The organism is Streptomyces sp. NPDC059002 (assembly GCF_042740435.1).
Taxonomy (GTDB): domain Bacteria; phylum Actinomycetota; class Actinomycetes; order Streptomycetales; family Streptomycetaceae; genus Streptomyces.
In genome coordinates this window covers 182,653-206,391 of the sequence record NZ_JBHYJI010000001.1, presented here as the reverse complement: position 1 = coordinate 206,391, position 23,739 = coordinate 182,653, and the positions used below count along the sequence as shown (strand labels likewise).

Annotated in this window: 22 protein-coding genes; 9 read left to right on the top strand and 13 right to left on the bottom strand. The window is 73.0% G+C overall.

Annotated features, from left to right (window positions below):
- Window positions 1-36: 36 nt before the first annotated feature.
- Entirely contained in the window at window positions 37-1,014 is a 978-nt protein-coding gene (locus ACFWZ2_RS00920; protein WP_384539775.1) for a phospholipid scramblase-related protein, read from the top strand.
- 145 nt (window positions 1,015-1,159) lie between these two features.
- Here the strand turns inward: ACFWZ2_RS00920 and ACFWZ2_RS00915 are convergent, their stop codons facing one another.
- Both ACFWZ2_RS00915 and ACFWZ2_RS00910 read right to left on the bottom strand, forming a co-directional pair.
- Window positions 1,160-2,071 (bottom strand): DMT family transporter, encoded by a 912-nt coding sequence (locus ACFWZ2_RS00915; RefSeq protein WP_384539772.1) that lies wholly within the window; start codon window positions 2,069-2,071, stop codon window positions 1,160-1,162.
- Entirely contained in the window at window positions 2,068-2,904 is an 837-nt protein-coding gene (locus tag ACFWZ2_RS00910; protein ID WP_384539769.1) for a phosphatase PAP2 family protein, read from the bottom strand. The genes ACFWZ2_RS00915 and ACFWZ2_RS00910 overlap by 4 nt, the downstream gene beginning before the upstream one ends.
- Window positions 2,905-3,055: 151 nt before the next feature.
- On the opposite strand from ACFWZ2_RS00910, the gene ACFWZ2_RS00905 reads away from it, so the two are divergent.
- Window positions 3,056-3,640, top strand: coding sequence for a TetR/AcrR family transcriptional regulator C-terminal ligand-binding domain-containing protein (locus ACFWZ2_RS00905; protein WP_384539766.1), 585 nt, complete (start codon window positions 3,056-3,058; stop codon window positions 3,638-3,640).
- Window positions 3,641-3,812: 172 nt separating this feature from the next.
- Here ACFWZ2_RS00905 and ACFWZ2_RS00900 read toward each other — a convergent pair whose 3' ends face one another.
- From ACFWZ2_RS00900 to ACFWZ2_RS00885, 4 genes are all read right to left on the bottom strand, one after another.
- On the bottom strand, window positions 3,813-4,745 hold the full coding sequence (locus ACFWZ2_RS00900) for a DUF2510 domain-containing protein (RefSeq protein ID WP_384539763.1): 933 nt from the start codon (window positions 4,743-4,745) through the stop codon (window positions 3,813-3,815).
- Window positions 4,746-4,895: 150 nt separating this feature from the next.
- Entirely contained in the window at window positions 4,896-6,065 is a 1,170-nt protein-coding gene (locus ACFWZ2_RS00895) for an anhydro-N-acetylmuramic acid kinase (protein ID WP_384539761.1), read from the bottom strand.
- A 135-nt stretch (window positions 6,066-6,200) separates the two neighbouring features.
- On the bottom strand, window positions 6,201-7,193 hold the full coding sequence (locus ACFWZ2_RS00890) for an acyl-CoA dehydrogenase family protein (RefSeq protein WP_384539758.1): 993 nt from the start codon (window positions 7,191-7,193) through the stop codon (window positions 6,201-6,203).
- The gene (locus ACFWZ2_RS00885) at window positions 7,193-8,383 is read right to left on the bottom strand and encodes an acyl-CoA dehydrogenase family protein (RefSeq protein ID WP_384539755.1); all 1,191 of its coding nucleotides are present in this window, start codon (window positions 8,381-8,383) and stop codon (window positions 7,193-7,195) included. The genes ACFWZ2_RS00890 and ACFWZ2_RS00885 overlap by 1 nt, the downstream gene beginning before the upstream one ends.
- Window positions 8,384-8,498: 115 nt before the next feature.
- Between ACFWZ2_RS00885 and ACFWZ2_RS00880 the strand changes: the two genes are divergently transcribed.
- The 4 genes from ACFWZ2_RS00880 (at window position 8,499) to ACFWZ2_RS00865 (ending at window position 14,051) form a co-directional block, all read left to right on the top strand.
- The gene (locus ACFWZ2_RS00880; RefSeq protein WP_384539753.1) at window positions 8,499-9,281 is read left to right on the top strand and encodes an SDR family oxidoreductase; all 783 of its coding nucleotides are present in this window, start codon (window positions 8,499-8,501) and stop codon (window positions 9,279-9,281) included.
- Window positions 9,282-9,409: 128 nt separating this feature from the next.
- Window positions 9,410-10,057: a TetR/AcrR family transcriptional regulator gene (locus tag ACFWZ2_RS00875; RefSeq protein WP_384539750.1), complete on the top strand. Its 648-nt coding sequence runs from the start codon at window positions 9,410-9,412 to the stop codon at window positions 10,055-10,057.
- A gap of 46 nt (window positions 10,058-10,103) precedes the next feature.
- Window positions 10,104-11,261 (top strand): acetyl-CoA C-acetyltransferase, encoded by a 1,158-nt coding sequence (locus ACFWZ2_RS00870; RefSeq protein ID WP_384539747.1) that lies wholly within the window; start codon window positions 10,104-10,106, stop codon window positions 11,259-11,261.
- Window positions 11,262-11,399: 138 nt separating this feature from the next.
- Window positions 11,400-14,051 carry an ATP-binding protein gene (locus tag ACFWZ2_RS00865; RefSeq protein WP_384539744.1) on the top strand — a complete coding sequence of 884 codons (2,652 nt, stop codon included), beginning with the start codon at window positions 11,400-11,402 and terminating at the stop codon, window positions 14,049-14,051.
- Here ACFWZ2_RS00865 and ACFWZ2_RS00860 read toward each other — a convergent pair.
- The 4 genes from ACFWZ2_RS00860 to ACFWZ2_RS00845 are packed head-to-tail and all read right to left on the bottom strand — an operon-like array spanning window position 14,041 to window position 17,610.
- Window positions 14,041-15,195, bottom strand: a complete 1,155-nt coding sequence (locus tag ACFWZ2_RS00860; RefSeq protein ID WP_384540346.1) for an NAD(P)H-dependent flavin oxidoreductase — start codon at window positions 15,193-15,195, stop codon at window positions 14,041-14,043. The two genes, ACFWZ2_RS00865 and ACFWZ2_RS00860, sit on opposite strands and share 11 nt — an antisense overlap.
- Before the next feature lie 14 nt (window positions 15,196-15,209).
- Window positions 15,210-15,980 (bottom strand): CoA-transferase subunit beta, encoded by a 771-nt coding sequence (locus ACFWZ2_RS00855; RefSeq protein ID WP_384539742.1) that lies wholly within the window; start codon window positions 15,978-15,980, stop codon window positions 15,210-15,212.
- Window positions 15,977-16,840, bottom strand: a complete 864-nt coding sequence (locus ACFWZ2_RS00850; protein WP_384539740.1) for a CoA transferase subunit A — start codon at window positions 16,838-16,840, stop codon at window positions 15,977-15,979. Before ACFWZ2_RS00850 ends, ACFWZ2_RS00855 begins: the two co-directional genes overlap by 4 nt.
- The gene (locus ACFWZ2_RS00845) at window positions 16,837-17,610 is read right to left on the bottom strand and encodes an enoyl-CoA hydratase family protein (RefSeq protein ID WP_384539738.1); all 774 of its coding nucleotides are present in this window, start codon (window positions 17,608-17,610) and stop codon (window positions 16,837-16,839) included. The genes ACFWZ2_RS00850 and ACFWZ2_RS00845 overlap by 4 nt, the downstream gene beginning before the upstream one ends.
- 68 nt (window positions 17,611-17,678) lie before the next feature.
- On the opposite strand from ACFWZ2_RS00845, the gene ACFWZ2_RS00840 reads away from it, so the two are divergent.
- Together ACFWZ2_RS00840 and ACFWZ2_RS00835 are read left to right on the top strand one after the other, a co-directional pair.
- Window positions 17,679-18,443 (top strand): SDR family oxidoreductase, encoded by a 765-nt coding sequence (locus tag ACFWZ2_RS00840; RefSeq protein WP_384539735.1) that lies wholly within the window; start codon window positions 17,679-17,681, stop codon window positions 18,441-18,443.
- 21 nt (window positions 18,444-18,464) lie between these two features.
- Window positions 18,465-19,397, top strand: a complete 933-nt coding sequence (locus ACFWZ2_RS00835; RefSeq protein ID WP_384539732.1) for an SDR family oxidoreductase — start codon at window positions 18,465-18,467, stop codon at window positions 19,395-19,397.
- A gap of 752 nt (window positions 19,398-20,149) precedes the next feature.
- On the opposite strand, the gene ACFWZ2_RS00830 is transcribed toward ACFWZ2_RS00835, so the two are convergent.
- The gene (locus ACFWZ2_RS00830) at window positions 20,150-21,610 is read right to left on the bottom strand and encodes an MFS transporter (protein WP_384539729.1); all 1,461 of its coding nucleotides are present in this window, start codon (window positions 21,608-21,610) and stop codon (window positions 20,150-20,152) included.
- 129 nt (window positions 21,611-21,739) lie between these two features.
- Between ACFWZ2_RS00830 and ACFWZ2_RS00825 the strand changes: the two genes are divergently transcribed.
- Window positions 21,740-22,402 (top strand): TetR/AcrR family transcriptional regulator, encoded by a 663-nt coding sequence (locus ACFWZ2_RS00825; RefSeq protein WP_384539726.1) that lies wholly within the window; start codon window positions 21,740-21,742, stop codon window positions 22,400-22,402.
- Here ACFWZ2_RS00825 and pcaD read toward each other — a convergent pair.
- A complete protein-coding gene (pcaD, locus tag ACFWZ2_RS00820; RefSeq protein ID WP_384539724.1) occupies window positions 22,390-23,538 on the bottom strand; it encodes a 3-oxoadipate enol-lactonase in 1,149 nt (382 codons plus the stop codon). The genes ACFWZ2_RS00825 and pcaD overlap by 13 nt on opposite strands.
- Window positions 23,535-23,690, bottom strand: coding sequence for a hypothetical protein (locus tag ACFWZ2_RS00815; protein ID WP_384539721.1), 156 nt, complete (start codon window positions 23,688-23,690; stop codon window positions 23,535-23,537). The genes pcaD and ACFWZ2_RS00815 overlap by 4 nt, the downstream gene beginning before the upstream one ends.
- Window positions 23,691-23,739 lie beyond the last annotated feature (49 nt).

Below are 23,739 nucleotides of genomic sequence, written 5' to 3'. Positions count from 1 at the left end.
GCGGACGGTGCATACCCGGGGGGTAGGGTCTCCCGGGTGACAACGCATTCGAACACTCCTGCAGGCTGGTACCCGGACCCGCACGGCGCGCCCCAACTGCTGCGCTGGTGGGACGGCTCCCAGTGGACGGAGCACACCAGCCCGGCCCAGCAGGGCGGCCAGCAGCAGGCCCAGGCCCAGCAGGTCCAGCCTCAGCAGGCCCAGGCCGGGCAGGTCCCTCAGCAGGCGCAGCCCGCGCAGCCGGTGCAGGCCCAGCCCGTCCAGCAGCAGGGCCAGTTCGGCCAGCCGCAGGCGCAGGCGCCCCAGGGGCAGTTCGGTCAGCCGCAGGCGCAGCCCGCGCCGTCGGCCGACCCGGCCAAGGTGCAGCGCCAGGTCCAGCAGCAGGCGGGCGTGGCGCCGGCCGCGCAGGGCGGCGGCACGCTGTTCACGGAGCCGGTCCTGGTCGTGAACCAGAAGGCCAAGCTCATCGAGCTCACCAACGAGTACAGCGTCATGGACCAGTCGGGCAACGCGCTCGGCTCGGTCGTCCAGGTCGGCCAGAGCACGCTGAAGAAGGTCGCGCGCTTCGTCTCCAGCGTCGACCAGTTCATGACGCACAAGCTGGAGATCCGTGACGCGTACGGCCAGCCGCAGCTGCTGCTGACGCGCCCCCGCAAGTTCATGAAGTCGCGGGTGATCGTGGAGCGCGCGGACGGCCAGCCGATCGGCGAGATCGTCCAGCAGAACATGATCGGCAAGATCAACTTCGCGATGATGGTGAACGGCCAGCAGGTCGGCGCGATCAAGGCGGAGAACTGGCGCGCCTGGAACTTCTCGATCGTCGACCACGCGGACAACGAGGTCGCCCGGATCACGAAGACCTGGGAAGGTCTCGCGAAGACCATGTTCACCACCGCGGACAACTACGTCCTGCAGATCCACTACCAGCTGCCCGAGCCGCTCCTGAGCCTCGTCGTGGCGACGGCGCTCACCGTCGACACGGCGCTGAAGCAGGACTCCCGCGGCCTCGGGTAGCCGCGTCTCTTCCCGTACGACAACGGCGCCGGTCGCCCCCTTCGTCAGGGGCGGACGGCGCCGTTTCGTGGTGCTGGCTCATGCGCTCTGCGGGCCCGATGCGGCTGGTCGCGCAGTTTCCCGCGCCCCTTCAGGGCGCCGCTGCTCAGGGCCGGGACAGGCGCAGCGCCGTCGGTTCGGCCGGCTGGCCCGGGATCGAGGAGAGGTACTCCGGCGCGGGCTCGCCCGTGGGAGCCCTGGGCGAGCGCGTGAGCACGACCACGCCGTACGCCGCGACGCCCGCGCCCGCCACCGCGAGGAGGATGCCGCCGACGCCGCCCTGGAGGCGCTCGCCGAGCAGGCTCACGCCGATCACCGAGGCGGCGAGCGGGTTGGACAGCGTCACCACGGCGAGCGGTGCGCCGAGGCCGCCGCGGTAGGCGGTCTGCGAGAGCAGCAGCCCTCCGGCGGCGAACGCCGCCACGAGGAGCGCCACGACGATGACCTGGGGGCTGAGCAGCGGCCCCGAGCGGTCCGTCACCGCGACCGTCAGGGTCTGGGTGAGCGCGGACGCGACGCCCGACGCGAAGCCGGAGGCGGTCGCGTGCCGCAGTCCGGGCCGGGTGCCGGGCCGGGAGAGCACCCCGATGACCGCCATGGTCGCGGCGGCGACGGCCAGCGCCTCGGGCGCGGTCAGGCTGTCGTCGGGCGCGGGGCCCGACGCGGTGAGGAGCAGCGCGCCGAGACCGATGAGCGTGAGCCCGGTGCCGCGCCACTCCAGGCGGGTCACGCGGCGTCCGGCGAGGCGCGCGCCGAGGGGCACGGCGGCGACCAGTGTGAGCGCTCCCAGTGGCTGGACCAGCGTGAGCGGCCCGTATTTGAGGGCCGCCACGTGCAGCAGTGCCGCGGACGCGTTGAGCCCGACCGAGGACCACCACGCGCCGCTGCCGAGCATCCGGAGCATCCCGCTCTCGCCCTCCGAGACGCGCGAGGCGAGCCGTTCCTGGGCGACCGCGGCGGCCGCGTAGGCCGCCGCGGAGACGAGGGAGAGCGCGACGGCGAGCAGGGTGGCGTTCACCGGCCCGCCCCCGTGGTGATCAGTTCGGGCGCGGGCGCGGAGCGGCGCACGACCAGGGAGCTGCCGGGGCGCGGAAGGCGGATCACCGCGAGCGCGATGCCGAGCAGCGCGGTCGCCACGATCGCGTCGAGCCAGTAGTGGTTGGCGGTGCCGACGACCACGAGCAGGGTGAGCAGCGGGTGCAGGAGCCACAGCCAGCGCCACCGCGACGAGGTGGCGACGATCATGCCGACGGCGAGCATGAGCGCCCACCCGAAGTGCAGCGACGGCATGGCCGCGAACTGGTTGGCCATGGTGTCGGTCGCGGGCTCCGACGCGTACACCGAGGGGCCGTAGACCTGTGCCGTGTCGACGAGGTGCGCGGCGTCCAGCATCCGCGGCGGTGCGAGCGGGAAGCCGAGGTGCAGTACGAGTGCGGCGGCGGTCAGCGCGGCGAGCACCCGCCGGGCCCAGACGTAGTGCCGGGGGCGGCGCAGATACAGCCACACCAGGAACAGCAGGGTCGCGGGGAAGTGCACGGTCGCGTAGTAGGTGTTCGCGATGTGGATGAGCGTCTCGCCGTGCAGCAGCGCGTCCTGCACGACGCCCTCGCCGGGCAGCCGCAGGGCCCGCTCGGCGTCCCACACGCGGTGCGCGTTGTGGAAGGCCTCGCCGGTGTGGCCGTTGGCGAGCTGCCTGCCGAACTTGTAGACGAGAAAGAGTCCTACGACGAGAAGGAGCTCGCGGACGAGGGGCGGTCGGGCAGATGTGTCCGGCTTCCGGACGGCGGTCGCGCCCGGCTCCCGGACCGTTATGTCCGGCTCCCGTTCGGCAGGCTCGGTTCGGGAATCCATCCCCCGGCCCCTTTGCGTGATGACTGGTGGTGCGGTGCCGAGTGAGGGATCTCCCCACTCATCGATACGCCAGTGTACCGATACGGAGCCGTACCGGTACACTGGCGTATCGATGAGGCCGATAGCGGCCGTCGCACCGAGGAGAAGATCCATGACGTCGACGTCGAACCGCTCGAAGATCACGCCGGAGCGTGAGCAGGAGTTCTACGACGCCGTCCTCGACCAGCTCCGCGAGTGCGGCTACGAGGCACTGACGATGGAGGGCGTCGCCACCCGCACGCGCTGCAGCAAGTCCACGCTCTACCGGCAGTGGAAGACGAAGCCGCAGTTCGTCGCCGCGGCGCTGCGCGCCAACCGCTGCGTGCGGTTCGCGGGGATCGACACCGGCAGCCTCGCCGAGGACCTGCGCGAGGCGGCGCGGGCCGTGGGTGAGCGCTCAGGTCGGGACACGATGCTGGTCCAGGCGCTCAGCCACGCGGTCCTGCAGGACGCGGAGCTGCAGCGGGCGCTGCGCGAGACGCTGATCGAGCCGGAGCTCCAGGCGATGGACGCGATCATCCGGCGCGGTGTCGAGCGCGGGGAGATCCCCGAGGGGCATCCCGCGGTGGAGTTCGTCACGCTGCAGCTGTTCGGGGTGCTGCGGGTGCGCCCCATCCTCGAGGGTGAGTACGCGGACGAGGAGTATCTGCTCCGCTTCGTCGAGGCCTGTGTGCTGCCGGGCCTCGGCCTGACATGACGCCGGTACAGGGCGTCACCTGACCGTGGGCCCGGGATCGCCGGATGACGGAACCCGGGCCTGCCCGCGCCGCACCGTGGGGACGGGGGCGGCGCGCACCCCCAGGCCGGACGGGGTTCCTCCAGAGCGGTGAGGAACCCCGCCCGGCCGACCGGGACACGGAGTCCCGCGCCTACACGTCCTGCCCGGCGCCTGCGCCGCCGCCACCGGCGGGTCCCTGCTTGATGCCCTTGGTGATGGTGTCCATGGTCGACAGCGACGGGGCGTCGTCGTTGACGTCGATGCCCATGCGGACGATGACGAGCTTCGACTTGTCGGCGGGCGAGGGGAAGGCGAGCGACTGGACGTATCCGTCGTCGCTCTTCTTCGTCACGGCCTTCCAGCGGACGAGGTAGCCCTTCTGGCCCGCGACGGTGACCTCCTTGGAGGCGAGCACCTGGTGCGAGGTGATCTTCCCGTAGGTCTTGCCGCCGTACCCCTCCTTGGCGTTCTTGGCGATGTCCGCCTTCGCCGCCGCCTCGGGCGTCTTGGCGTCCAGCTTGAGGCTCTCGGCGGACAGGGAGTACGCGCTGCCGCGGGTGCACTCCTCCGACGGGTTGCCGGGGCAGGGGATCGGGTCGGTCTGTACCGCGGCACCCCGCTCCGTGGTCCCGCCCTTCCAGCTGTCCGGTATGGGGATCTTGATGCCGTTCACCGGGTCGGTGGCGAAGCCCGCCTCGCCCTTCGGGCCCTCCGGCAGGGGTGCCTGCGGCGACTCGGGGGAGCCGGGTGTGCCGGGGTTCTGCGGGGCGCCGGTCGACGGCGCGTTCCCCGCGGTGTCGTCGCCGCCGTCCCCGTCGTCGTCCGAGGTCAGCGCGTACACGCCGCCCGCGATGCCCGCGAGCACGACGGCCGCGACGCCCGCGGCGATCGCGATGCGCAGCTTGCGCCGCGGGGGAGCCTGTCCGGGGTGGGCCGGGTGGTCCGGCTGGGCCGGGTATGCCGCGCCGCCCGCGGCCCGCACCTGATCCGTCCACACGCTCCCGTCCCACCAGCGCTCGGTGGGAGGTCCGCCGGCCGTCTGGCCGGGGTCGGGATACCAGCCTGGGGGAGTCATCTGGGTCATGGGCGCCAGCGTATGAGCCCCGCGTGAAAGCAGGATGAGAGGGGGCCCGAATCGGCCTTTCCGGTCGCAGGACGGGCCTCGGCGGGCCCTTCGCCGCGGCCTCCGCGCTCTCCTGGACCCCGCGTCAAGAGCGCTGCCCCGGACGTCACTTCAGTGTCCCTCGCCGTTGAGCACGAGCCGCGAGGGCGCGGCGCCCGAGGCCACCGCGGGCGGCCATGCGACGCGGCGGCCCGGCGTGATCGACCCGAGCACGCTCGCGTGCCGTGCCCCCGTGCTCGCCGGGACGGTGCCGGGCAGCCCGTGCAGGGTCAGGAACCCGAGGACCGCGAACGCGTACGCCTCCTTGGCCGCGGACGGCAGCCCCAGCTCGTCGGAGGTCCGCACCGGGATCCGGCCCAACTCCGCGCGCAGGGCGGCCATCAGTGCCGGATTGCGGGTGCCGCCGCCGGAGGCGATGACCTCGGAGGCGGCCACCGAGCGGACCGCGTCGGCGACCGTGCGGGCGGTGAGCCGGGTGAGGGTGGCGACGACGTCCTCGACGGGCAGCGCCTCGCGGCCCTTCAACGCCGAGCGCAGATAGGGCAGATGGAAGAGTTCCTTGCCGGTCGTCTTCGGCGCGGGCAGCGCGTAATAAGGCTCGGCGATGAGCTGGCCGAAGAGGTCCTCGTCGACCGTGCCCCGTGCGGCCAGTTCGCCGTCCACGTCGTAGCCGAGACGGCCACCGGTCGCGTCGTGCACCGCGGCGTCGATGAGCGCGTTGGCCGGTCCGGTGTCGAACGCGGTGCCGTCGGGCGCGGTGATGTTGGCGATGCCGCCGAGGTTCAGCGCGGCGGGGGCGCCGGGGCGGCCGCGCAGCCACATCTGGTCCACCATGCTGACCAGGGGCGCGCCCTGACCGCCCGCCGCGATGTCACGGGGGCGGAAGTCGGCGACCACGGGCAGTCCCGTCGCCTCGGCGATCCACGCGGGCTGCCCGATCTGCAGGGTGCCGTGCACCTGCGCGTCCACCACCCAGTGGTAGACGGTCTGGCCGTGCGACGCGACCAGTTCGGCCTGTCCGTCGCAGAGTTCGCGGTCGGCCTCGACCGCAGCCGCCGCGAAGGCGCGCCCGATGAGGGTGTCCAGACGGCATACCTCGGCGAGCGTGGTTCCCGCGGGCGGCAGCGCGGCGGCGAGCCCGGCGCGCAGCCCCTCGTCGTACCCCCGGCTGATCAGCCCGAGGGGAGTGAGCGTCAGCCTGTCCCCGTCGAGCGTCAGATCGGCGGCTGCCGCGTCGATCGCGTCGTACGAGGTCCCTGACATGAGCCCGATCACGCGCACGTGGGGCCTCCTTCTGTCGGCTCACCGGTGTGCTTGATCATCGCACCTCGTGGGCGCCGGTCGGCGCGTCTTCCCCGAAACAGGCACGGGGTGCAGCCGTCCACGGCCCCCTGCGGAACCCGCCGCGCGGCCGCGTCAGACCTCCCCGCGCGCGGCGAGCACCCGGCCGCGCCAGACCCCGGGATCCCCCCAGGCGCCGCGCAGCGCACGGGCCTTGGTGAGCCACAGGGAGAGGTCGAACTCCGCCGTGTACCCGATCGCCCCGTGCAGCTGGAGCGCGGCGCGCGCCGCCGCGTACACCGCGTCGCCCGCCGTCACCTTCGCGGCGGCGACATCGCCCGGCGCCATGGTCAGCGCGGCGCCGAACACCACGGGCCTGGCGAACTCCAGGCGCACCAGGACATCGGCGAGCCGGTGCTTGACGGCCTGGAACGTCCCGATCGGCACCCCGAACTGGCTGCGCTGCTTGGCGTACGCGACGGTCCTGTCCAGCAGCGCGAGGCCCACGCCGAGACTCTGGGCGGCGATGGCGAGCGCGGCCCAGTCGGTCGCGTGCCGCGCGGCGGCGGCCACGGCGGGGCCCGCGGCGAGCGGCTCACCGCCGGGCAGCGGCGCGGCGAGACGCCGGGCGGGGTCGAGGGACCGGCGCACGCGCGCGTGCCCGGGCGCAAGGCGCAGTCCGTCGTCCGAGACGGCGAGGACCAGGTCCGCCGCGTCCGCGTCGAGGGCGTAGGGACCCCCCTCGGGCAGTGTCAGCGTCGCGCTCCGTCCGCCCGACGCCAGCGTGGGCAGGAACCGCTTGGCGGGCGCGGTGTCGCCCAGTGCGGCGAGCCGGGTCAGGAGGGCCGCGGCCGCCACCGTCTCGACCACGGGACCCGGCACGGCGTGCCGCCCCAACTCCACGAAGGCGACGGCTGTTTCGACGGGCAGCGGCCCCACGCCCTCGTACTCCTGCGGCGCCGCGAGCGCGAAGACCCCCGCGTCCGCGAGCCGCCCCCACACGGCACGCCCCGGGGCGTGCTCGCCCGATCCCCAGGCCCGCGCGGCCGCCACGGTGTCCGCGGCCGTGAGCATCGCGTCCAGCGAACGCGCGAACTCCCGCTGCTCGTCGTCCAGGAGGAACCTCATCAGCGGCGTCCCTTCGGCAGTCCGAGCAGCCGCTCGGCGATGATGTCGCGCTGGATCTCGTTGGTGCCCGCGTAGATGGGGCCTGCGAGCGAGAAGACGTACCCCTCCATCCAGTCGGTGAGGTCCGTCGCGTCCTGGTCCGCCGCGGTCGCTGCGTCGGTCAACTCGCCGTCCGCGCCGAGCAGATCGAGCGCCGTCTCGTGCAGCGCGATGTCGTACTCCGACCAGAAGACCTTGTTGAGGCTGGACTCGGCGCCGATCGTCTCCCCGGCCGCGAACCGCGAGGCATGGGCCCAGGTGAACAACTCGTAGGCGCGCGCCCCGATCACGGCGTCGGCGACGCGGTCGCGCAGGGCCGTGTCGGCCGGGTCCCCGTGCGCCCGCCAGCGCCGCTCCAGGCGGTCCGCCGACGCGAGGAACCGGCCGGGGGAGCGCAGCATCAGACCGCGTTCGTTGCCCGTGGTCGACATCGCGATCCGCCAGCCCTGGCCGGGTTCGCCGATCACGTCCCGGTCCGGCACGAAGACGTCGTCGAGGAAGAGTTCGGCGAAGGCGGGCTTGCCGTCGATGCGGCCCACGGGACGCACCGTCACCCCGGCCGCGTCCAGCGGGAACATCAGATAGGTCAGGCCCCGGTGCGGCTTGTCCCGGTGGTTCTCGTACGGCTCGCTGCGGAACAGGCCGAACGCGCGGTCGGCGAACGCGGCCCGCGACGACCAGGTCTTCTGCCCGCTGAGCAGCCAACCGCCGTCCGTACGGCGGGCGGTGGAGCGCAGCGACGCCAGGTCGGATCCCGACTCGGGCTCCGACCAGGCCTGCGCCCAGATGACCTCGCCGGTCGCCATGGCGGGCAGGATGCGGGCGCGCTGCTCCTCGGTGCCGTGGTCGAAGAGGGTCGGCGCGAGGAGGTTGATGCCGTTCTGCGAGACCCGGCCCGGCGCGCCCGCCGCGTAGTACTCCTCCTCGAACACCAGCCACTTGACGATGTCGACGCCCTGTCCGCCGTACTCCTCGGGCCAGGACACCACCGACCAGCGGTCGGCCGCGAGTTCGTGCTCCCACGCGCGGTGGGCCGCGAAGCCCTCCGCGGTCTCCAGAGAAGGCAGCAGCCGGGGCGGCACGTGCGCGGCGAGCCAGTCGCGCGCCCGCAGCCTGAACTCCCCCTCGTCGGCGGCGAAGTCGAGGTCCATCGTCGGTCACCTCTCGTCGGCTCTTCCCTAACAAGTGTTTGGTAGATTACCCTGTGGGGAGTCGACGAGTCGAGGGCCGGAGAACCGGAACCGATCGAGAGCCGGGGGGCCGCGCATGGACGCACCCGCTTATCTGCAAGGACACGACCTGCTCGCGGGCCGCACCGCCGTGATCACGGCGGCCGCGGGAGCGGGCATCGGCGGCGCCACCGCCCGCCGCTTCCTCGAGGAGGGCGCGCGGATCGTCATCGGCGACGCCCACCCGCGCCGCACCAAGGAGTCGGTGGCCGCGCTCGCCGAGGAGTTCGGCCAGGACCGGGTCGACGGAATCCCGTGCGACGTCACCGAAGAGCCGCAGATCCAGGCGCTGTTCGACCTGGCGGAGCGGCGTCACGGCGGCCTCGACATCGTCGTGAACAACGCGGGGCTCGGAGGCACCGCCGAGCTCGCTGACATGACCGACGAGCAGTGGGACAAGGTCATGGACGTCACGCTGAACGGCACCTTCCGCGCCACCCGCACCGCGCTGCGCCGCATGCGCGCGGCCGGGCACGGCGGCGTGATCGTGAACAACGCCTCGGTGCTCGGCTGGCGCGCCCAGGCGGGCCAGGCGCACTACGCGGCGGCGAAGGCCGGCGTCATGGCCCTCACCCGCTGCGCCGCCGTGGAGGCCGCCCCGCACGGCATCCGGGTCAACGCGGTGTCACCGAGCCTCGCCATGCACCCCCATCTCGCCAAGGTCACCTCGCCCGAGCTGCTCGAAGAGCTCACCGCGCGCGAGGCGTTCGGGCGCCACGCCGAGCCGTGGGAGATAGCCAACGTCATCGTCTTCCTGGCCAGCGGGTACTCCTCGTACATGACGGGCGAGACGGTGGCGGTGAGCAGCCAGCACGCGTAAGAGGCGTGCCCCGTAGGGGCGCGGGGCTGTGACATGTGCGGCTCTGCCGCGCGGGCGCGCCAAGCCACGACGCACCCGCAGGCGTACGACGGCGAATCCAGCGCAGCGCTTAGGCGGAGAATGACCGTGTGTCGAAACCGAAACAGAGCCCCAGTGACCAGCAGCGCACCAGCAAGAAGAAGCCCCCGGTGACCCCCTCGCCCGAGCGCCGCCGCGAACTCCTCGGCATCGCCGCCGACGTCTTCGCCGAGCAGGGGTACAACGCGACGACGGTCCGCAAGATCGCCGACGCCGCGGGCATGCTCGCGGGCAGCCTCTACTACCACTTCGACTCCAAGGAGTCGATGCTCGAAGAGATCCTCCGCACCTTCCTCACCGAGCTCTGGGACGGGTACGACGGCGTGCTCCGGGCCCAGCTCGACCCCCGCGCCACACTCGAAGCACTCGTCACCGAGTCCTTCCGGGAGATCGACCGGCACCGCGCCGCCGTCGCGATCTACCAGAAGGAGTCCAAGCACCTGGTCGCCCACCGGCGCTTCCAGTACCTCGCCGACTCGCAGCAGCGCTTCGAGAAGGCCTGGCTGACCACGCTGGAGCGGGGCGTCGCGGAAGGCGTCTTCCGTGACGACCTGGACATCCGGCTCGCCTACCGCTTCGTGCGCGACACCGTCTGGGTCGCCGCGTCCTGGTACCGCCCCGGCGGAGGCCACAGCCCCGAGGAGATCGCCCGCCAGTATCTGTCGATGGTCCTGGACGGCATCTCCGTACGCACGTAGCAGGCGCGCCGTCGCACGGCGCGCCACGACCGAGGAGTACGCAGTCATGGCCGAGGCCTACATCGTCGAAGCGGTCCGCACCCCCGTCGGCAGGCGCAAGGGAGGACTCTCCCAGGTCCACCCCGCCGACCTGGGAGCCCATGTCCTCACGGCACTTGTCGAGCGCACCGGCGTCGACCCCGCCGCCGTCGAGGACGTCGTCTTCGGCTGCCTCGACACCGTCGGACCGCAGGCCGGGGACATCGCCCGCACCAGCTGGCTGGCGGCCGGGCTGCCCGAAGAGGTGCCCGGCGTGACGATCGACCGGCAGTGCGGATCGTCCCAGCAGGCCGTGCACTTCGCGGCGCAGGGCGTGCTGTCCGGCACCCAGGACCTCGTCGTCGCGGGCGGCACCCAGAACATGTCGATGATCCCCATCGCCTTCGCGTCCCGGCAGGCCGCCGAGCCCCTCGGCCTCACCGAAGGCCCCTACGCGGGCAGTGAGGGCTGGCGCGCACGCTATGGGGACCGGCCGGTGAACCAGTTCCACGGCGCCCAGCTCATCGCCGAGAAGTGGGGCATATCCCGCCAGGACATGGAGGAGTTCGCGCTCCGCTCGCACCGGCGGGCGATCCGCGCCATCGACGAGGGCCGCTTCGACCGCGAGATCGTCGCCCACGCGGACGTCACCACCGACGAAGGCCCCCGCCGCGACACCACCCTGGAGAAGATGGCGGGCCTCAAGCCGGTCCTGGAGGGCGGCACGATCACCGCCGCCTGCTCCTCGCAGGTCTCCGACGGCGCGGCGGCGCTGCTCATCGCGAGCGAACGGGCCGTACGGGAACAGGGGTTGACGCCCCGCGCCCGGATCCACCACCTCTCCGTGCGCGGCGAGGACCCCATCCGGATGCTCTCCGCCCCGATCCCCGCGACGGCGTACGCCCTCAAGAAGACCGGCATGACCCTCGACGACATCGACCTCGTCGAGATCAACGAGGCGTTCGCGCCCGTCGTCCTCGCCTGGCTCAAGGAGACCGGCGCCGACCCGGACAAGGTGAACGTCAACGGCGGTGCCATCGCGCTGGGCCATCCCCTCGGCGCGACCGGCGTCAAACTGATGACGACACTCCTGCACGAACTGGAGCGCACCGGCGGCCGGTTCGGCCTCCAGACCATGTGCGAGGGCGGCGGCCAGGCGAATGTGACGATCATCGAGCGTCTCTGATCCGTGCTCCGCAGTCCGCGGAACGCGCTCTCCCTCACCCCTTGCGGGAGTACCTGCGCGGACCGTGCTCCACGGCGGCCCCGACCCGGCTAGTCTCGACTTCTGTACGTCGATTGAGCGACCCCGGGAGGTAGCGCGATGACGCAGGGACGGCCCGGAGGAGCCGCCTGGGCCCCGCTGTGGGAACGCGACGACGAACTCGCCGCGGCGGCCCAGGCCGTCGAGGAACTCTGCGCGGATGTCACGACCTCGGGTGGCCTGCTCACCTTCAGCGGAGAGGCGGGCATCGGCAAGACGGCCCTCCTCACCGAAGTGCGCCGCATCGCGGAGGGCCGTGCCACGGTGTGGTCGGCGCGCGGCGGCGAGACGGTCACGTCCGTGCCCTTCAATGTCGTACGCCAGTTGCTGCAGCCCGCACTCGTCTCCCTCACTCCCGAGGAGGCCCGCGAGTATCTCGGCGACTGGTACGAGATCGCGGGACCGGCCCTCGGCATAGCCGAGCCCGGCGGGCGCCAGGCCGACCCGCAAGGCGTCTGCGACGGACTCGTCGAAGCGGTCAAGCGGCTCGCGGGGCTGCACTGGCCGCTGGTCCTCGTCATCGACGACGCGCACTGGGCCGACCAGGAGACCCTGCACTGGCTCGCCGCGTTCGCCCAGTGCCTGGAGGAACTGCCCGTACTCGTCGTGGTCGCCCACCGGCCCGGCGAAGCCACCGGCGAGAGCGCCCGCCACCTCGCCGCGGTCGCCGCCGCCGCACGGTCGTTCAGCACGCTGCGCGCGCTCACCCCGGACGCCGCCGCGGGACTCACCCGCGCCACGCTCGGCGAGCACGCCGACGCCCCGTTCTGCCGCGAGGTCTGGGCGGTCACCGGCGGCAACCCGTACGAATCCGTCGAACTCCTCGCCAAGGTGCAGGACAGCGAACTGGAACCGGTGGAGAGCTCCGCCGATGAACTGCGCGCCCTCAACCGCACGGCCCGCGGCCGCGGCCTCGTCGCCCGCCTCGAAGGACTCGGCACCGACGTCACACGGTTCGCCTGGGCCGCCGCCATCCTCGGCACCGAGATCTCCCTCGACCTGGCCGCCAAGCTCGCCGGAGTGGCGGACAGGGCCGACGCCGAGCGCTGCGCGGAACGGCTCTGCACCGCGCGCATCCTGCTCAGCGGCGCCGACGGCCTGGAGTTCGTCCACCCGCTCATCGCCAGCACGGTCTACCGCTCCATCCCCGCGGCCACCCGCACCGCGATGCACGGCCAGGCCGCCTCGGTCGTCACCCACTCGGGACGCGGCGCGGCGGCCGCGTCCCGGCACCTCCTCGAAGTCCACCCGGACGACGACGCCGAACTGGTCGACCAGCTGCGCCAGGCCGCCGCGGAACACCTCGCCGTCGGCGCGCCCGACGCCGCCCGCCGCTGTCTGGAGCGCGCCCTGCGCGAGCCGCCCCTGCCGCACATCCACGCGCGCGTGCTCTACGAACTGGGCTGCGCCACCCTGCTCACCTCGCCCGCCACCACCATCTCCCACCTGCGCGAAGCGCTCTCCATGCGCGGCCTGGACCAGGAGCTGCGGGTCGACGCGGTCTGCCGCCTCTCGCAGGCCCTCGTCCACAACGACCAACTCGAAGAAGGCCTGCGGGCCATCGCCGAGGAAGCGGCACGGCTGCAGCCCGGGCCCGCGCGCCTGCGCCTGCAGGCCGTGCACTACATGTGGGAGGGCATCCACGCGGGCGAGGAGGACTCGCCGGGACGTTCGCGGCGGCTCGCCGCGCTCGCCGGACCCCTCTCCGGCCGGGACAACTCCGAGCGCGCCCTGCTCATCCTGCGCGCCTTCGACGCCATGACCCGCGGCGAGAACGCCGAACTCGTCGTCGAGCTGTGCGACCGCGCCCTCGTCAACGGCCGGCTCGCACCGGGACTCGGCTGGACCGACACCGAGTGGAGCTTCGAACTCCGTCTGATGCTGGGCAGTTCGTACGCCTTTTCCGACCGGCTCGACCGTGCGGAGAGCCTGTTCACCGAGGCGGTGCGGGCCTACGAGACCGCGGGCTGGAGCGGCGGGCACCTCGCCCTTTCGCACGCCTTCCTCGGCTACGTCTACCGCAGGCGCGGACGGCTGCACGACGCCGAGCGCTCACTGCGGGAGAGCCTGCGGCTCGCCGACCGCGTCGGCCAGGGCCTGCCCATGCACTGGGAAGCGGCCAGCATGCTCATCGACACACTGCTCGCCCGCGGCCACATCGACGAGGCGGGCGCCATCGCCGACCAGTACGGCTTCGCGCCGCCGTCCGCCTCCACGATCTATGTGCCCGACGCGCCCTCCGTCCGCGGCCGGCTGCTGCTCGCCCTCGGCCGCACCGAAGAAGGCCTGAACGAACTGGAGGCCACGGCAAAGGCGTTGACCGCGCGCGGCCAGTACAACACCGTCCTCGCACCCTGGGCCTACGACCTCGCGCGCGCCCTGGTCCACGAAGACCCCAAGCGCGCCGGGCACCTCGTCGCGGACGCCCGCATGCAGGCCGAACGCTTCGGCACGGACACGGCGATCGGCGAAGCCCTGAGGTGTGCGGCGGCGCTGGAGACAGGGGCGCGGTCCGTCGAGCTCTACCGGCAGGCGGCGGCCTATCTGGAGGCCTCGCCCTGTGCGTACGAGCATGCGGTCGCCCGCGTCGAGTACGGAATCGCCGCGGATTCCGCGGCGGAACTGGAGCGAGGGCTGACGCTGGCGCGGACATGCGGGGCGGACGGACTTGCCGACCGGGCACGGGGTCATTTGGGTCTGGTCAGGCGGTAGTGCGTGGTGGTCGGCTCCGGGGTGCCGACTCGGGGCTCTGCCCCGGGCCCCGGTCCTCAATCGCCGGACGGGCTTGATCTTCTGCGCCCGGGCTTGAAGGTGGGGTTTTCAGGCGGTCCATGACCTCCTCCGCCTCCCGCATCACTCTCTCCACCAGCTCCGCGCACGACGGAAGATCGTCGATCACGCCCGCCACCTGGCCGGAGGTCATCACGCCCAGGTCCGGACGGCCGTCCACCATCGCCGACTTGAGCATCATGGGGGTGTTCGCCGCGAGGAGCAGCTGGCTCCAGGTCAGGTCCTTGCCGTGCTTCATCGCGAGGCCGTCGCGAACCATCCGGGTCCAGCTCAGGCCGGAGACCTTCCGGAACGCGGCCGCGTGCCGCAGGGCGCGGGCGAGGGAGGTGAGACGGCCGGACCTCTCCAGGGCGGCCACCAGCTCCGTGCGGAGCATCCGGTGGGGGAGGCCGTCCACGCGCGTGGTGACCGTGATGTCCTTGACGGAGGCGGCCAGATAGCGGGCCTTGACCGGGTCGGGGACCGTCGAGTCGGAGGTCAGCAGGAAGCGGGTGCCCATGGCGACGCCCGCGGCTCCGTAGGCGAGCGCGGCGACCAGTCCGCGGCCGTCGTGGAAGCCGCCCGCGGCGATCACGGGGATGTCCACGGCGTCGACGACCTGGGGGAGCAGGACGGTCGTGGCGACCTCGCCGGTGTGGCCGCCGCCCTCGCCGCCCTGGACGACGACCGCGTCCGCGCCCCACGCGGCGACCTTCTCGGCATGCCGCCGCGCGCCGATGGACGGGATCACGACCACGCCCGCGTCCTTGAGCTCGGCGATCAGCTCCCGGGAGGGGGCGAGCGCGAAGGAGGCCACCCGGACGCCTTCGTCGATGATGACCGCGACCCGGTCGCGCGCGTCGCCCGCGTCGGCGCGGAGATTGACGCCGAAGGGCGCGTCCGTACGGGACTTGACCTCGCGGACGGCCGAGCGGAGCTGCTCGACCGTCATGGTCGCGGAGGCGAGGATGCCGAGCGCCCCCGCCTCGGCCGTCGCGGAGACCAGGCGCGGGCCCGCCACCCAGCCCATGCCCGTCTGCACGAGGGGGTGCCGGACGCCGACGAGCCTGGTCAGCGCCGTCTCCAGGACGGGCGGTGGCGTCACGCGCGCACCTCGCGGTCACGCAGGCCGCGCGGGTCCACCACGTCGCGGATCAGCCGCAGTTCCTCCGGGGTCGGCTCGCGGGTGTACGGCACGTCGTCCGGCACGGACAGCGCGAACCCGGTGGCCTCGCGCACCTGGTCGAGCGTGACGCCCGGGTGCAGGGACACCAGGCGCATGGACCGGTCGGGCGTCGCGAAGTCGAGGACGCCGAGGTCGGAGACGACGCGGCGCAGATCGTGGAAGCGGGTCGCGGCGGGGCCCGCGGCGGCCGCGCTGTCGTGGCCGACGCCGCTGATCATGTCGACCTTCTCGACGAAGACCCGCGTCGAATGCCGCGGGATCCAGTAACTCACCGGATTGTTGAGGGTGTTGACCGGGGCGCCGCGCACTCCGAGCAGCTGCCGCGTGGGGCGCTCCCAGTCGCCGATGCAGGAGATGTTCTGATTCCCGAAGCGGTCGATCTGGCTGGCGCCCATCATCACGTGCCGCCTGCCGCCCATCACCATCGTGAGGTGCCTGCGGTACGGCAGCCAGCCCTCCGTGACGCTCGACGCGGCCCCCACGGCAGGGACGTCGCCGATCAGCATCGCCTCCCCGTCGGTGAGCAGCAGCTCGGGGGAGAAGGTGAGCCTGGCGAGGCGGGCCGCGACCGTGGGCACCGTGCCCATGGGGGACGCGAGGATCTCGCCCGCGTCGCGCCAGGCCTCGGCGCAGGCGATCACGCAGTACTCGGCGCGGGTGGCGGTCCGTGCGGTGGTCGACGTCATCGCTGCTCCTTGTGCCAGGTCTGGACGGCCAGGTGGTACGCGCGCTCGTCGCCGGAGAGGAAGCGGGCACGGAAGGCGTCCCAGGCCGCGGGGTCCGCCGCCGCGGTGGCGTACGCCTTCTGGAAGGGCTCGTCGCGGCCGTAGTCGGGCACGCAGGAGGTGAAGTGCGCGCCCTTGGGGGTCTCGGTCACGCCGGTCACGGAGTGCCGGGAGATCAGCATGGTCTGCGGTGCCGCGTGCTCGGTGAGCGCGGTGGCCTCCACGATGCGCTCGCAGGAGACGTACGCGGTGTCGGCGGCCTCGCAGAAGAGATCGTCGAAGTACGGGTCGGGGCCCAGATACTGGGCGTTGCCCGAGCGGTCCGCGCGGTTCATGTGCACCAGGGCCGCGTCCATCCGCAGGGCGGGCACGGCGACGAGGTCCTCGCCGTCCTCGTACGGCGAAGTGACCGTGCGCAGCTGGGGGTTGACCCGCAGGACGTCGGAGCCGAGGCCCGCGCGGATCGGCAGGAACGGCAGGCGCTGGGCGCCCGCGGTGAGGCCCTGCATGAACATCGCCTCGTCCAGCTCGACCAGTTCGAAGGCGCCGCGCTCGCGTGCCGCGCGGAAGTGCGGCTCCAGGGGGATCGAGTCGAGCGTGGTGAAGGCGGTGATCAGCTTGCGGATCCGGCCGGCGTCGGCGAGCAGGCCGACGTCCGGGCCGCCGTACGAGACGACGGTCAGGTCCGTGACGTCGGACCGCAGCAGCGCGCGCACCAGGGCCATCGGTTTGCGCCGCGATCCCCAGCCGCCGATGCCGAGCGTCATGCCGCTGCTCAGGCGCCCCACGATCTCGTCGGGCGTCATCCTCTTGTCGGTCATGCCCTGCCCTCCCCTTGCGTGCCGTGCGTGCCGTGCGTGCCGAAGTCGTCGCGGATGCGGTCGGCGAGACCGCTGAGGTTCGCCTCGAAGGTGAAGCCCTGCTCGAAGCGGTAGCTGCGATGCACGTCGACGGGGTCGATGCCGTTGATCGCGGCCTTCGCGAAGCGCAGCAGCGTGCCGTCCTTGCGGGCGATCTCCCGCGCCAACTCCAGGGCCGCCTCGTACAGTTCGGCGCGCGGCACGACCCGCCACACGGAGCCGTGCGCGTGCAGCTCGGCGGCCGTCGCGGTGCGCGAGGTGTAGTACAGGGCGCGCATCAGGTGCTGCGGCACGAGGCGGGCCAGATGGGTGGCGGCGCCGAGCGCGCCGCGGTCCAGCTCGGGCAGGCCGAAGGTGGCGTCCTCGCTCGCCACGATCGCGTCCGCGTTGCCCACGAGGCCGATCCCGCCGCCCAGGCAGAATCCGCCGACCGCTGCGACGACCGGCACCTCGCATGCGTACACCGCCGAAAACGCCGCGTAGCAACCGCGGTTGGCGCCGATCAGCGCGGTGTGGCCGGTGTCGCGCTGCATCTCCTTGATGTCCACGCCCGCGTTGAAACCGCGGCCCTCGGCGGTCAGCACGACGCAGTGCGTCCCGGGGTCGCGTCCCGCGGCGCGCACGGCGTCCGCCAGGTCGTACCAGCCCTGTACGGGAAGGGCGTTGACGGGTGGGTAGTCGACGGTGACGACGGCCACGCCCTTGTCCGGGACGGAGGTGGAGACAGGCATCAGAGGATCCGCTACCTTTCAATCACACGCCTTCAACCAAACATTTGTTAGTTGGAAAGGTAGCAGCGATGACTGACACACGACAGGTGGTCGTCGTGACCGGCGGCACCCGGGGCGTCGGTGCCGGAATCGCCCGCAGCTTCCTCGCCGCGGGTGCCCGGGTCGTCGTCTGCGCCCGCAGGCCACCGGACAAGCCCGTCGAAGCGGCGGGCGAGAGCGCCGAGTTCAGGCCGCTCGACCTGCGCGACGCGGCGGCCGCCCACGCCTTCTTCGCCGCCGTGGCCGCCGACCACGGCCGCGTGGACGCGCTCGTGAACAATGCGGGCGGCACGCCCTTCGGACTGCTCGCCGACGCCGCGCCGGCCCGCCAGGCCAAGATCGTCGAACTGAACCTGCTGGCCCCGCTCTACGCCTCGCTCGCCGCCTACGAGGTGATGCGCCGTCAGGAGGCGGGCGGCAGCATCACGATGATCGGCAGCGTCAGCGGGACCAGGCCGTCGCCCGGCAGCGGGGCCTATGGCGCGGCGAAGGCAGGTCTGGAGAACCTGGCGGGGACCATGGCCGTCGAATGGGCCCCCGCCGTGCGCGTGAACACCGTCGTCCTCGGCCTCGCCCGTACCGAGAGCGCCGCACTGCACTACGGCGACGAGGAAGGCATCGCGCAGGTCGCCCGCACCGTCCCGCTGGGCCGCCTCGCCGACCCCTCCGACGTCGGCGACGCCTGCGTCTTCCTCGCCTCCGACCGCGCCCGGTACATCAGCGGCGCCGCCCTGAAGCTGCACGGCGGCGGTGAACGCCCCGCGTTCCTGGCCGCGGCGTCCGTCAACCACTGAACGCATCCGAGGAGTTCTGCCATGACGTCGACGTCACCTGCCAAGTCCGGGCTCTGCGAGGGCCGCGTCGTGATCGTCACCGGCGCGGGCCGCGGCCTGGGCCGGGCCCACGCGCGCGCGTACGCCGCCGAAGGCGCCAAGGTCGTCGTCAACGACCTCGGCGTGGGGCCCGACGGCTCGGGCGGATCCGGCGGGCCCGCGCACGACGTCGTCGAGGAGATCCGCGCCGCGGGCGGCGATGCCGTCGCGCACGGCGGCGACATCGCGACGTCCGAGGGCGCGGCCTCCCTCGTACGGACCGCCCTCGACACGTACGGCCGCCTCGACACCCTCGTCAACAACGCGGGCTTCCTGCGCGACCGGATGCTGCTCAACCTCGACGAGGACGCGTGGGACGCGGTCATGCGCGTCCACCTCAAGGGGCACTTCCTGCCGCTGAAGCACGCGGGCGCGCACTGGCGTGCCGAGGCCAAGGCCGGTCGCGTCCCGCACGCGTGCGTGGTCAACACCAGCTCAGGGGCGGGCCTGTTGGGCAGCGTCGGGCAGGGCAACTACAGCGCCGCCAAGGCGGGCATCCTCGGCCTCACCATGGTCGCCTCCGCCGAACTGGCCTCCTACGGAGTACGGGTGAACGCCATCGCGCCCGCCGCGCGCACCCGTATGACCGAGCAGACCTTCGCCGACACCATGGCCGCCCCCGAGGACGGCGCCTTCGACGCGATGGCTCCGGAGAACGTCTCACCGCTCGTCGTCTGGCTCGGCTCCACGGCGTCCGCCGGGGTCACCGGCCGGGTCTTCGAGGCCGAGGCGGGCCGCATCACCGTCATGGAAGGCTGGCGCCCGGGCCCCACCGCCGACAGAGGCGCCCGCTGGACCCCCGCCGACGCGGGCGAGGCGACCCTGAAACTACTCGCCGCCGCGGAGCCGCCGGGGGCGGTGTACGGAGCCCGCTGACCCCACCGCCCCGCACCACAGCCGCGCCCCGCAGCGGGTCGTACCCGCCTGCTCCCCGCGCGGCTGCCGCACGCCCGGCCCTCCCCACCGGGTGGGCTGCGCCTGCACGGTGCTCACCGCGGGTCCTGGCCCCTGGTCCCGTCGCGGTTTGTGGATGTCGGGTCCTTGCGGGCGGGCTGTATCCGCCGGGTGTTCGCCGTGGGTTCTGCCCCCGCTCCTTTGGGGTTTCTGCGTGTTGGGCCCCTGGGTGGGCCGGGTCCGCCCCCGGTGTTCACTGTGAGGCCTGCCTCTTGGTCCCGTTGCGGTTTCTGCGCGTCCGGCCCTTACGGGTTCGCCGCGTCCGCCCCGGCGCTCACCGCGGACCCTGCTTCCCCTGGTCCCGTTGCGGTTTGCTGAGTGTCGGGTCCTTGCGGGCGGGCCGCATCCGCCGGGTGTTCACCGTGGGTTCTGCCCCCGCTTCTTTGCGGTTTCTGCGCGTCCGGCCCCAACGGGTGGGCCGCGTCCGCCCGGTGTTCGCCGCGGGTCCTGGCCCCCCGCTCCTTTGCGGTTTCTGCGTGTTGGGCCCCCGGGTGGGCCGGGTCCGCCCCCGGTGTTCACTGTGAGGCCTGGCCCCTGGTCCCGTCGCGGCTTTCGAGCGTCGGGCGCTCCCCGGTGGGTCGCGTACGCCCGGTGCTCACCGTGGGTCCTGCCCCCACGGGTGGACCCCGCCGCCCGGAGCCCACCGCGGATCCCGCCGCCCGGCTCCGCCCCCGTCAGTGCACGTGCGGGCCGCCCGTCATCCGGGGTGTGCCGCGCGGGACGATGACGAAGACGGCCGACGCGCTGGCCGCTGCGGCGACCGCGCATACGGTGAAGGCGTTGCCGAAGGAGGCGGTTGACCCGTGGGCGATTCCGGGCGCCGCGACCGTGGAGACGACCGCTACGCCGACGGAACCTCCCACTTCGTGGAAGGTGTTGACCAGGCCTGAGGCGATTCCCGCTTCCTCATGGGTGATGAATCCCAGGGCGGTCGTGGTGGCTGCGACGAAGACCGAGCCGAGGCCGAGTGCGGCGAAGGAGAGGCCGGGGGCGACCGACACCCACGCGTCGCCGTCCGCGCCGACCGTGGTGAGCGCCCCCGTGCCGAGCGCGGCGAGCGCGAGTCCGACGGCGGCGGTCGGGCGCGCCCCGGCCCGGCCCACGAAGTGCCCGCCCAGGTGCGCGCCGAGCCCCGTGGCGACGGCCACCGGCAGGAACAGCACCCCGGTGCGCAGCGCGCTGAAGCCGCGTACCTCCTGGAGATACACCGACCCGAGGAAGAACAGCGAGATCAGCAGCGCGGTGGCGACCAGCATCAGATACGCGCCCGCCACGACCGGGCGGCGGCGCAGGATCCGCAGGTCGATCAGCGGACTGCGGTGCGCGCGCTCGACCGCCACGAACGCCCCGTACACGACCACTGCCGCCGCGACCGGAAGGAGTGTCCGCGCGTCGGACCAGCCGCTGTCACCCGCGGCGACCAGACCGTAGATGAGCGCGCCCGTGCCCGCCGTGACGAGCAGCGCGCCGGGGACGTCCAGGCGTGCGGGGCGCGGTGTGCGGGCGGCGACGAGTGCGGGCAGGGCCAGGAGCAGGGCCGCTCCGATCGGCACGTTGACGTAGAAGATCCACTCCCAGCCGGGGCCGTCGGTCAGCAGACCGCCGAGCAGCACGCCGATCGCGGAGCCCGCGCCGCCGATCGCCGCCCACACGCCGAGCGCGCGGTGGCGCGCCGGTCCTTCGAAGGTCGTCGTGAGGATCGCGAGCGCGGCGGGCGAGAGGAGCGCGGCGCCGACGCCCTGTGCGGTGCGGCCCGCGATGAGCGCGGCGGCGTTCGGCGCGAGTCCGGTGAGCAGGGAGGCGGCCGTGAAGAGCGCGAGTCCGGTGAGCAGGGTGCGGCGCGCCCCGAACACGTCGGCGAGGCGGCCGCCGAGCAGCATCAGGCCGCCGAAGCAGAGCGCGTACGCCGTGACCACCCAGGTGAGCGCGGTGCGGCCGAGGCCGAGGTCGGCGGCCATGCTCGGCAGCGCCACGTTCACGACGGTGACGTCGAGCACGAGCATGAACTGGGCGAGGCAGAGCAGCACGAGGAGCGTCCAAGTGTGCCTGCCCGGCGGGGTGTTGGGCGTGCGTGGCGCGTCTTCCGCCGGGTGTGGGTGTGAGTGTGGGTGTGGTTGTGGGTGCGGGTTCGACATGGCGTGTCCCCCAGGGATGCCGATGGTCCGGGGCGACTGGTGGGCCGGCCCGGCTGATGCCCATGAACTGTACGGTGCAGTTCATGTGAACTCAACTGTTCAGTTCAGGTCGCTGCTAAGGTGCGGTCCATGAGTGCGAAGACAGGCAACGGCGGTGCGGGGGACGGCAGGGCCCAGCCCACGGGCGCCCGTGCCGAGCGCAAGCGGGAAGCCATCGTCGAGGCCGCGAGGACCCTCTTCCTGCGCGACGGCTTCGGCATCGGGATGGACGCCATCGCCGCCGAGGCCGGCGTCTCCAAGGTGACGGTCTACAACCACTTCGGCAGCAAGGAAGCGCTGTTCACCGCGGTGATCGCGGGCGCGCTCGACGAACCGCTCGCCGCCTCGTCGTCGGTGGCCGCGCTCGACGGTCTCATCGAGGCGGACGACCTGCGCACGGCCTTCCTGGACGCCGCGCGCGCCTGGGTCGACGCGGTCCGCACCGACCAGGACATGAACGCCCTGCGCCAGCTCGTGGCCCGCGAGATCCACCGCTTCCCCTCGCTCGGCAAGGCGTGGGAGCAGCATGGTCCCGAGAGCCATCACCCCGCGGTCGCCGGGGCGTTGCGCGAACTCGCCGAGCGGGGGCGCCTGTCCGTCCCGGACGTCGAGGCGGCGGTCATCCAGCTCTACTCGCTGCTTGTCTTCCCGCACCTGGTCTTCGGCTCGTACGGGACGGACATCAGCGACGACCTGACGGAGCGTCTGATCGTCGCCGGTGTCGACATGTTCCTCGGGTGCTACGCCGTCTGACTCCCGTCGGAGCCGTCCTCGTCAAGGACGCGGCGCGCCACCGCGAACGCCGCGTTGGCCGCGGGTACCCCGCAGTACACGCCCGTCTGCAGCAGCACCGCGCCGATCTCCTCGGGGGTGAGGCCGTTGCGGCGGGCCGCGCGGATGTGCAGGGCCAGCTCGTCCAGATGGCCGTGGGCGACCAGGGCGGTCATCGTGATCATGCTGCGTTCGCGGCGGGTGAGCGTGGGGTCGGTCCAGATCTCGCCCCACGCGTAGCGGGAGATGAAGTCCTGGAAGTGTGCGGTCAGGGGTGTGGTGTTCGCCTGCGCGCGCTCCACGTGGGCATCGCCGAGTACCGCGCGCCGCACGGCCGTTCCGCGCGCCGCGGGACCCGCGAGGTGCCCGCGCAGCGCCGCGATCACGGCGTCGGGACGCTCCGCCGGGGCCAGGTGCGAGGCGCCCGCGATCTCGACGAGGTCGGCCCCCGGCACCCCGTCGGCGATCTCCCGCGCGTGGGCGGGCGGCGTCGCCGGGTCCTCGCGTCCGGCGATCACCAGCGTGGGCGCGGTGATCGAGGGCAGCTCCGCGCGCAGGTCGAACGCGGCCAGGGCGTCGCAGCACGCGGCGTACGCGGCCGGATCGGCCGAACGGTGGTCCGCGACGAGGACGGGCACCGTGAACCCGGGCGTGAACCACCGCGCGGGCGCGGAATCCGCGAGCGACGCCAGGCCCTCGCGGCGCACCAGCGCGGCCCGCTCGCGCCACGGCCGCTCGCCGCCGAAGTGCGCCGACGAACAGACGACGGCGAGGCTCGCCACGCGCTTCGGGTGCCGGGCCGCGAGATGCAGCCCGACGGCGCCGCCGAGCGAGACCCCCGCGTACGCGAAGCGGTCGATGCCCAGCGCATCCGCGAGCGCGAGGACGAGCCCGGCGAGTTCGGCGACGGTCGCCCCGGGGCCGATCAGATCCGCCGGTGCACCGCCGTGCCCCGGCAGGTCCCACCGCACCACCCTGTAGGACGAGGCGAGTTCGGTCGCGACGGCGTCCCACAGGGCGGTGGAGGTGCCGAGGGAGGGGCCGAGAATCAGCGCCGGCGCGCTGCCGGGACCCTCAACGGAGTGGTGCGGCAGGCCGCGGGTCGGTTCATTGTTCAACGTCGCTCCAGGGCGCGGTCGGTGAGGTGTGTGGCGGATCCGGTGTAGTGGGTGGGGTTGGTGAGGTTGCTGAGGTTGGGGGCGGGTTCGAGGTTTTTGTGGGCGGGCTTGTCCGGCAGGGTTTCGGCGGGGGAGCGGCCTTCGTTGTTCAACGTCGCTCCAGGGCGCGGTCGGTGAGGTGTGTGGCGGATCCGGTGTAGT

Bases quoted from the DNA above. Each gene is read 5' to 3' on its own strand.
- ACFWZ2_RS00910 (WP_384539769.1), bottom strand. From the start codon at position 2,904: ATGGATTCCCGAACCGAGCCTGCCGAACGGGAGCCGGACATAACGGTC.
- ACFWZ2_RS00905 (WP_384539766.1), top strand. From the start codon at position 3,056: ATGACGTCGACGTCGAACCGCTCGAAGATCACGCCGGAGCGTGAGCAG.
- ACFWZ2_RS00900 (WP_384539763.1), bottom strand. From the start codon at position 4,745: ATGACCCAGATGACTCCCCCAGGCTGGTATCCCGACCCCGGCCAGACG.
- ACFWZ2_RS00890 (WP_384539758.1), bottom strand. From the start codon at position 7,193: ATGAGGTTCCTCCTGGACGACGAGCAGCGGGAGTTCGCGCGTTCGCTG.
- ACFWZ2_RS00885 (WP_384539755.1), bottom strand. From the start codon at position 8,383: ATGGACCTCGACTTCGCCGCCGACGAGGGGGAGTTCAGGCTGCGGGCG.
- ACFWZ2_RS00880 (WP_384539753.1), top strand. From the start codon at position 8,499: ATGGACGCACCCGCTTATCTGCAAGGACACGACCTGCTCGCGGGCCGC.
- ACFWZ2_RS00870 (WP_384539747.1), top strand. From the start codon at position 10,104: ATGGCCGAGGCCTACATCGTCGAAGCGGTCCGCACCCCCGTCGGCAGG.
- ACFWZ2_RS00865 (WP_384539744.1), top strand. From the start codon at position 11,400: ATGACGCAGGGACGGCCCGGAGGAGCCGCCTGGGCCCCGCTGTGGGAA.
- ACFWZ2_RS00855 (WP_384539742.1), bottom strand. From the start codon at position 15,980: ATGACGTCGACCACCGCACGGACCGCCACCCGCGCCGAGTACTGCGTG.
- ACFWZ2_RS00850 (WP_384539740.1), bottom strand. From the start codon at position 16,840: ATGACCGACAAGAGGATGACGCCCGACGAGATCGTGGGGCGCCTGAGC.
- ACFWZ2_RS00845 (WP_384539738.1), bottom strand. From the start codon at position 17,610: ATGCCTGTCTCCACCTCCGTCCCGGACAAGGGCGTGGCCGTCGTCACC.
- ACFWZ2_RS00840 (WP_384539735.1), top strand. From the start codon at position 17,679: ATGACTGACACACGACAGGTGGTCGTCGTGACCGGCGGCACCCGGGGC.
- ACFWZ2_RS00835 (WP_384539732.1), top strand. From the start codon at position 18,465: ATGACGTCGACGTCACCTGCCAAGTCCGGGCTCTGCGAGGGCCGCGTC.
- ACFWZ2_RS00830 (WP_384539729.1), bottom strand. From the start codon at position 21,610: ATGTCGAACCCGCACCCACAACCACACCCACACTCACACCCACACCCG.
- ACFWZ2_RS00825 (WP_384539726.1), top strand. From the start codon at position 21,740: ATGAGTGCGAAGACAGGCAACGGCGGTGCGGGGGACGGCAGGGCCCAG.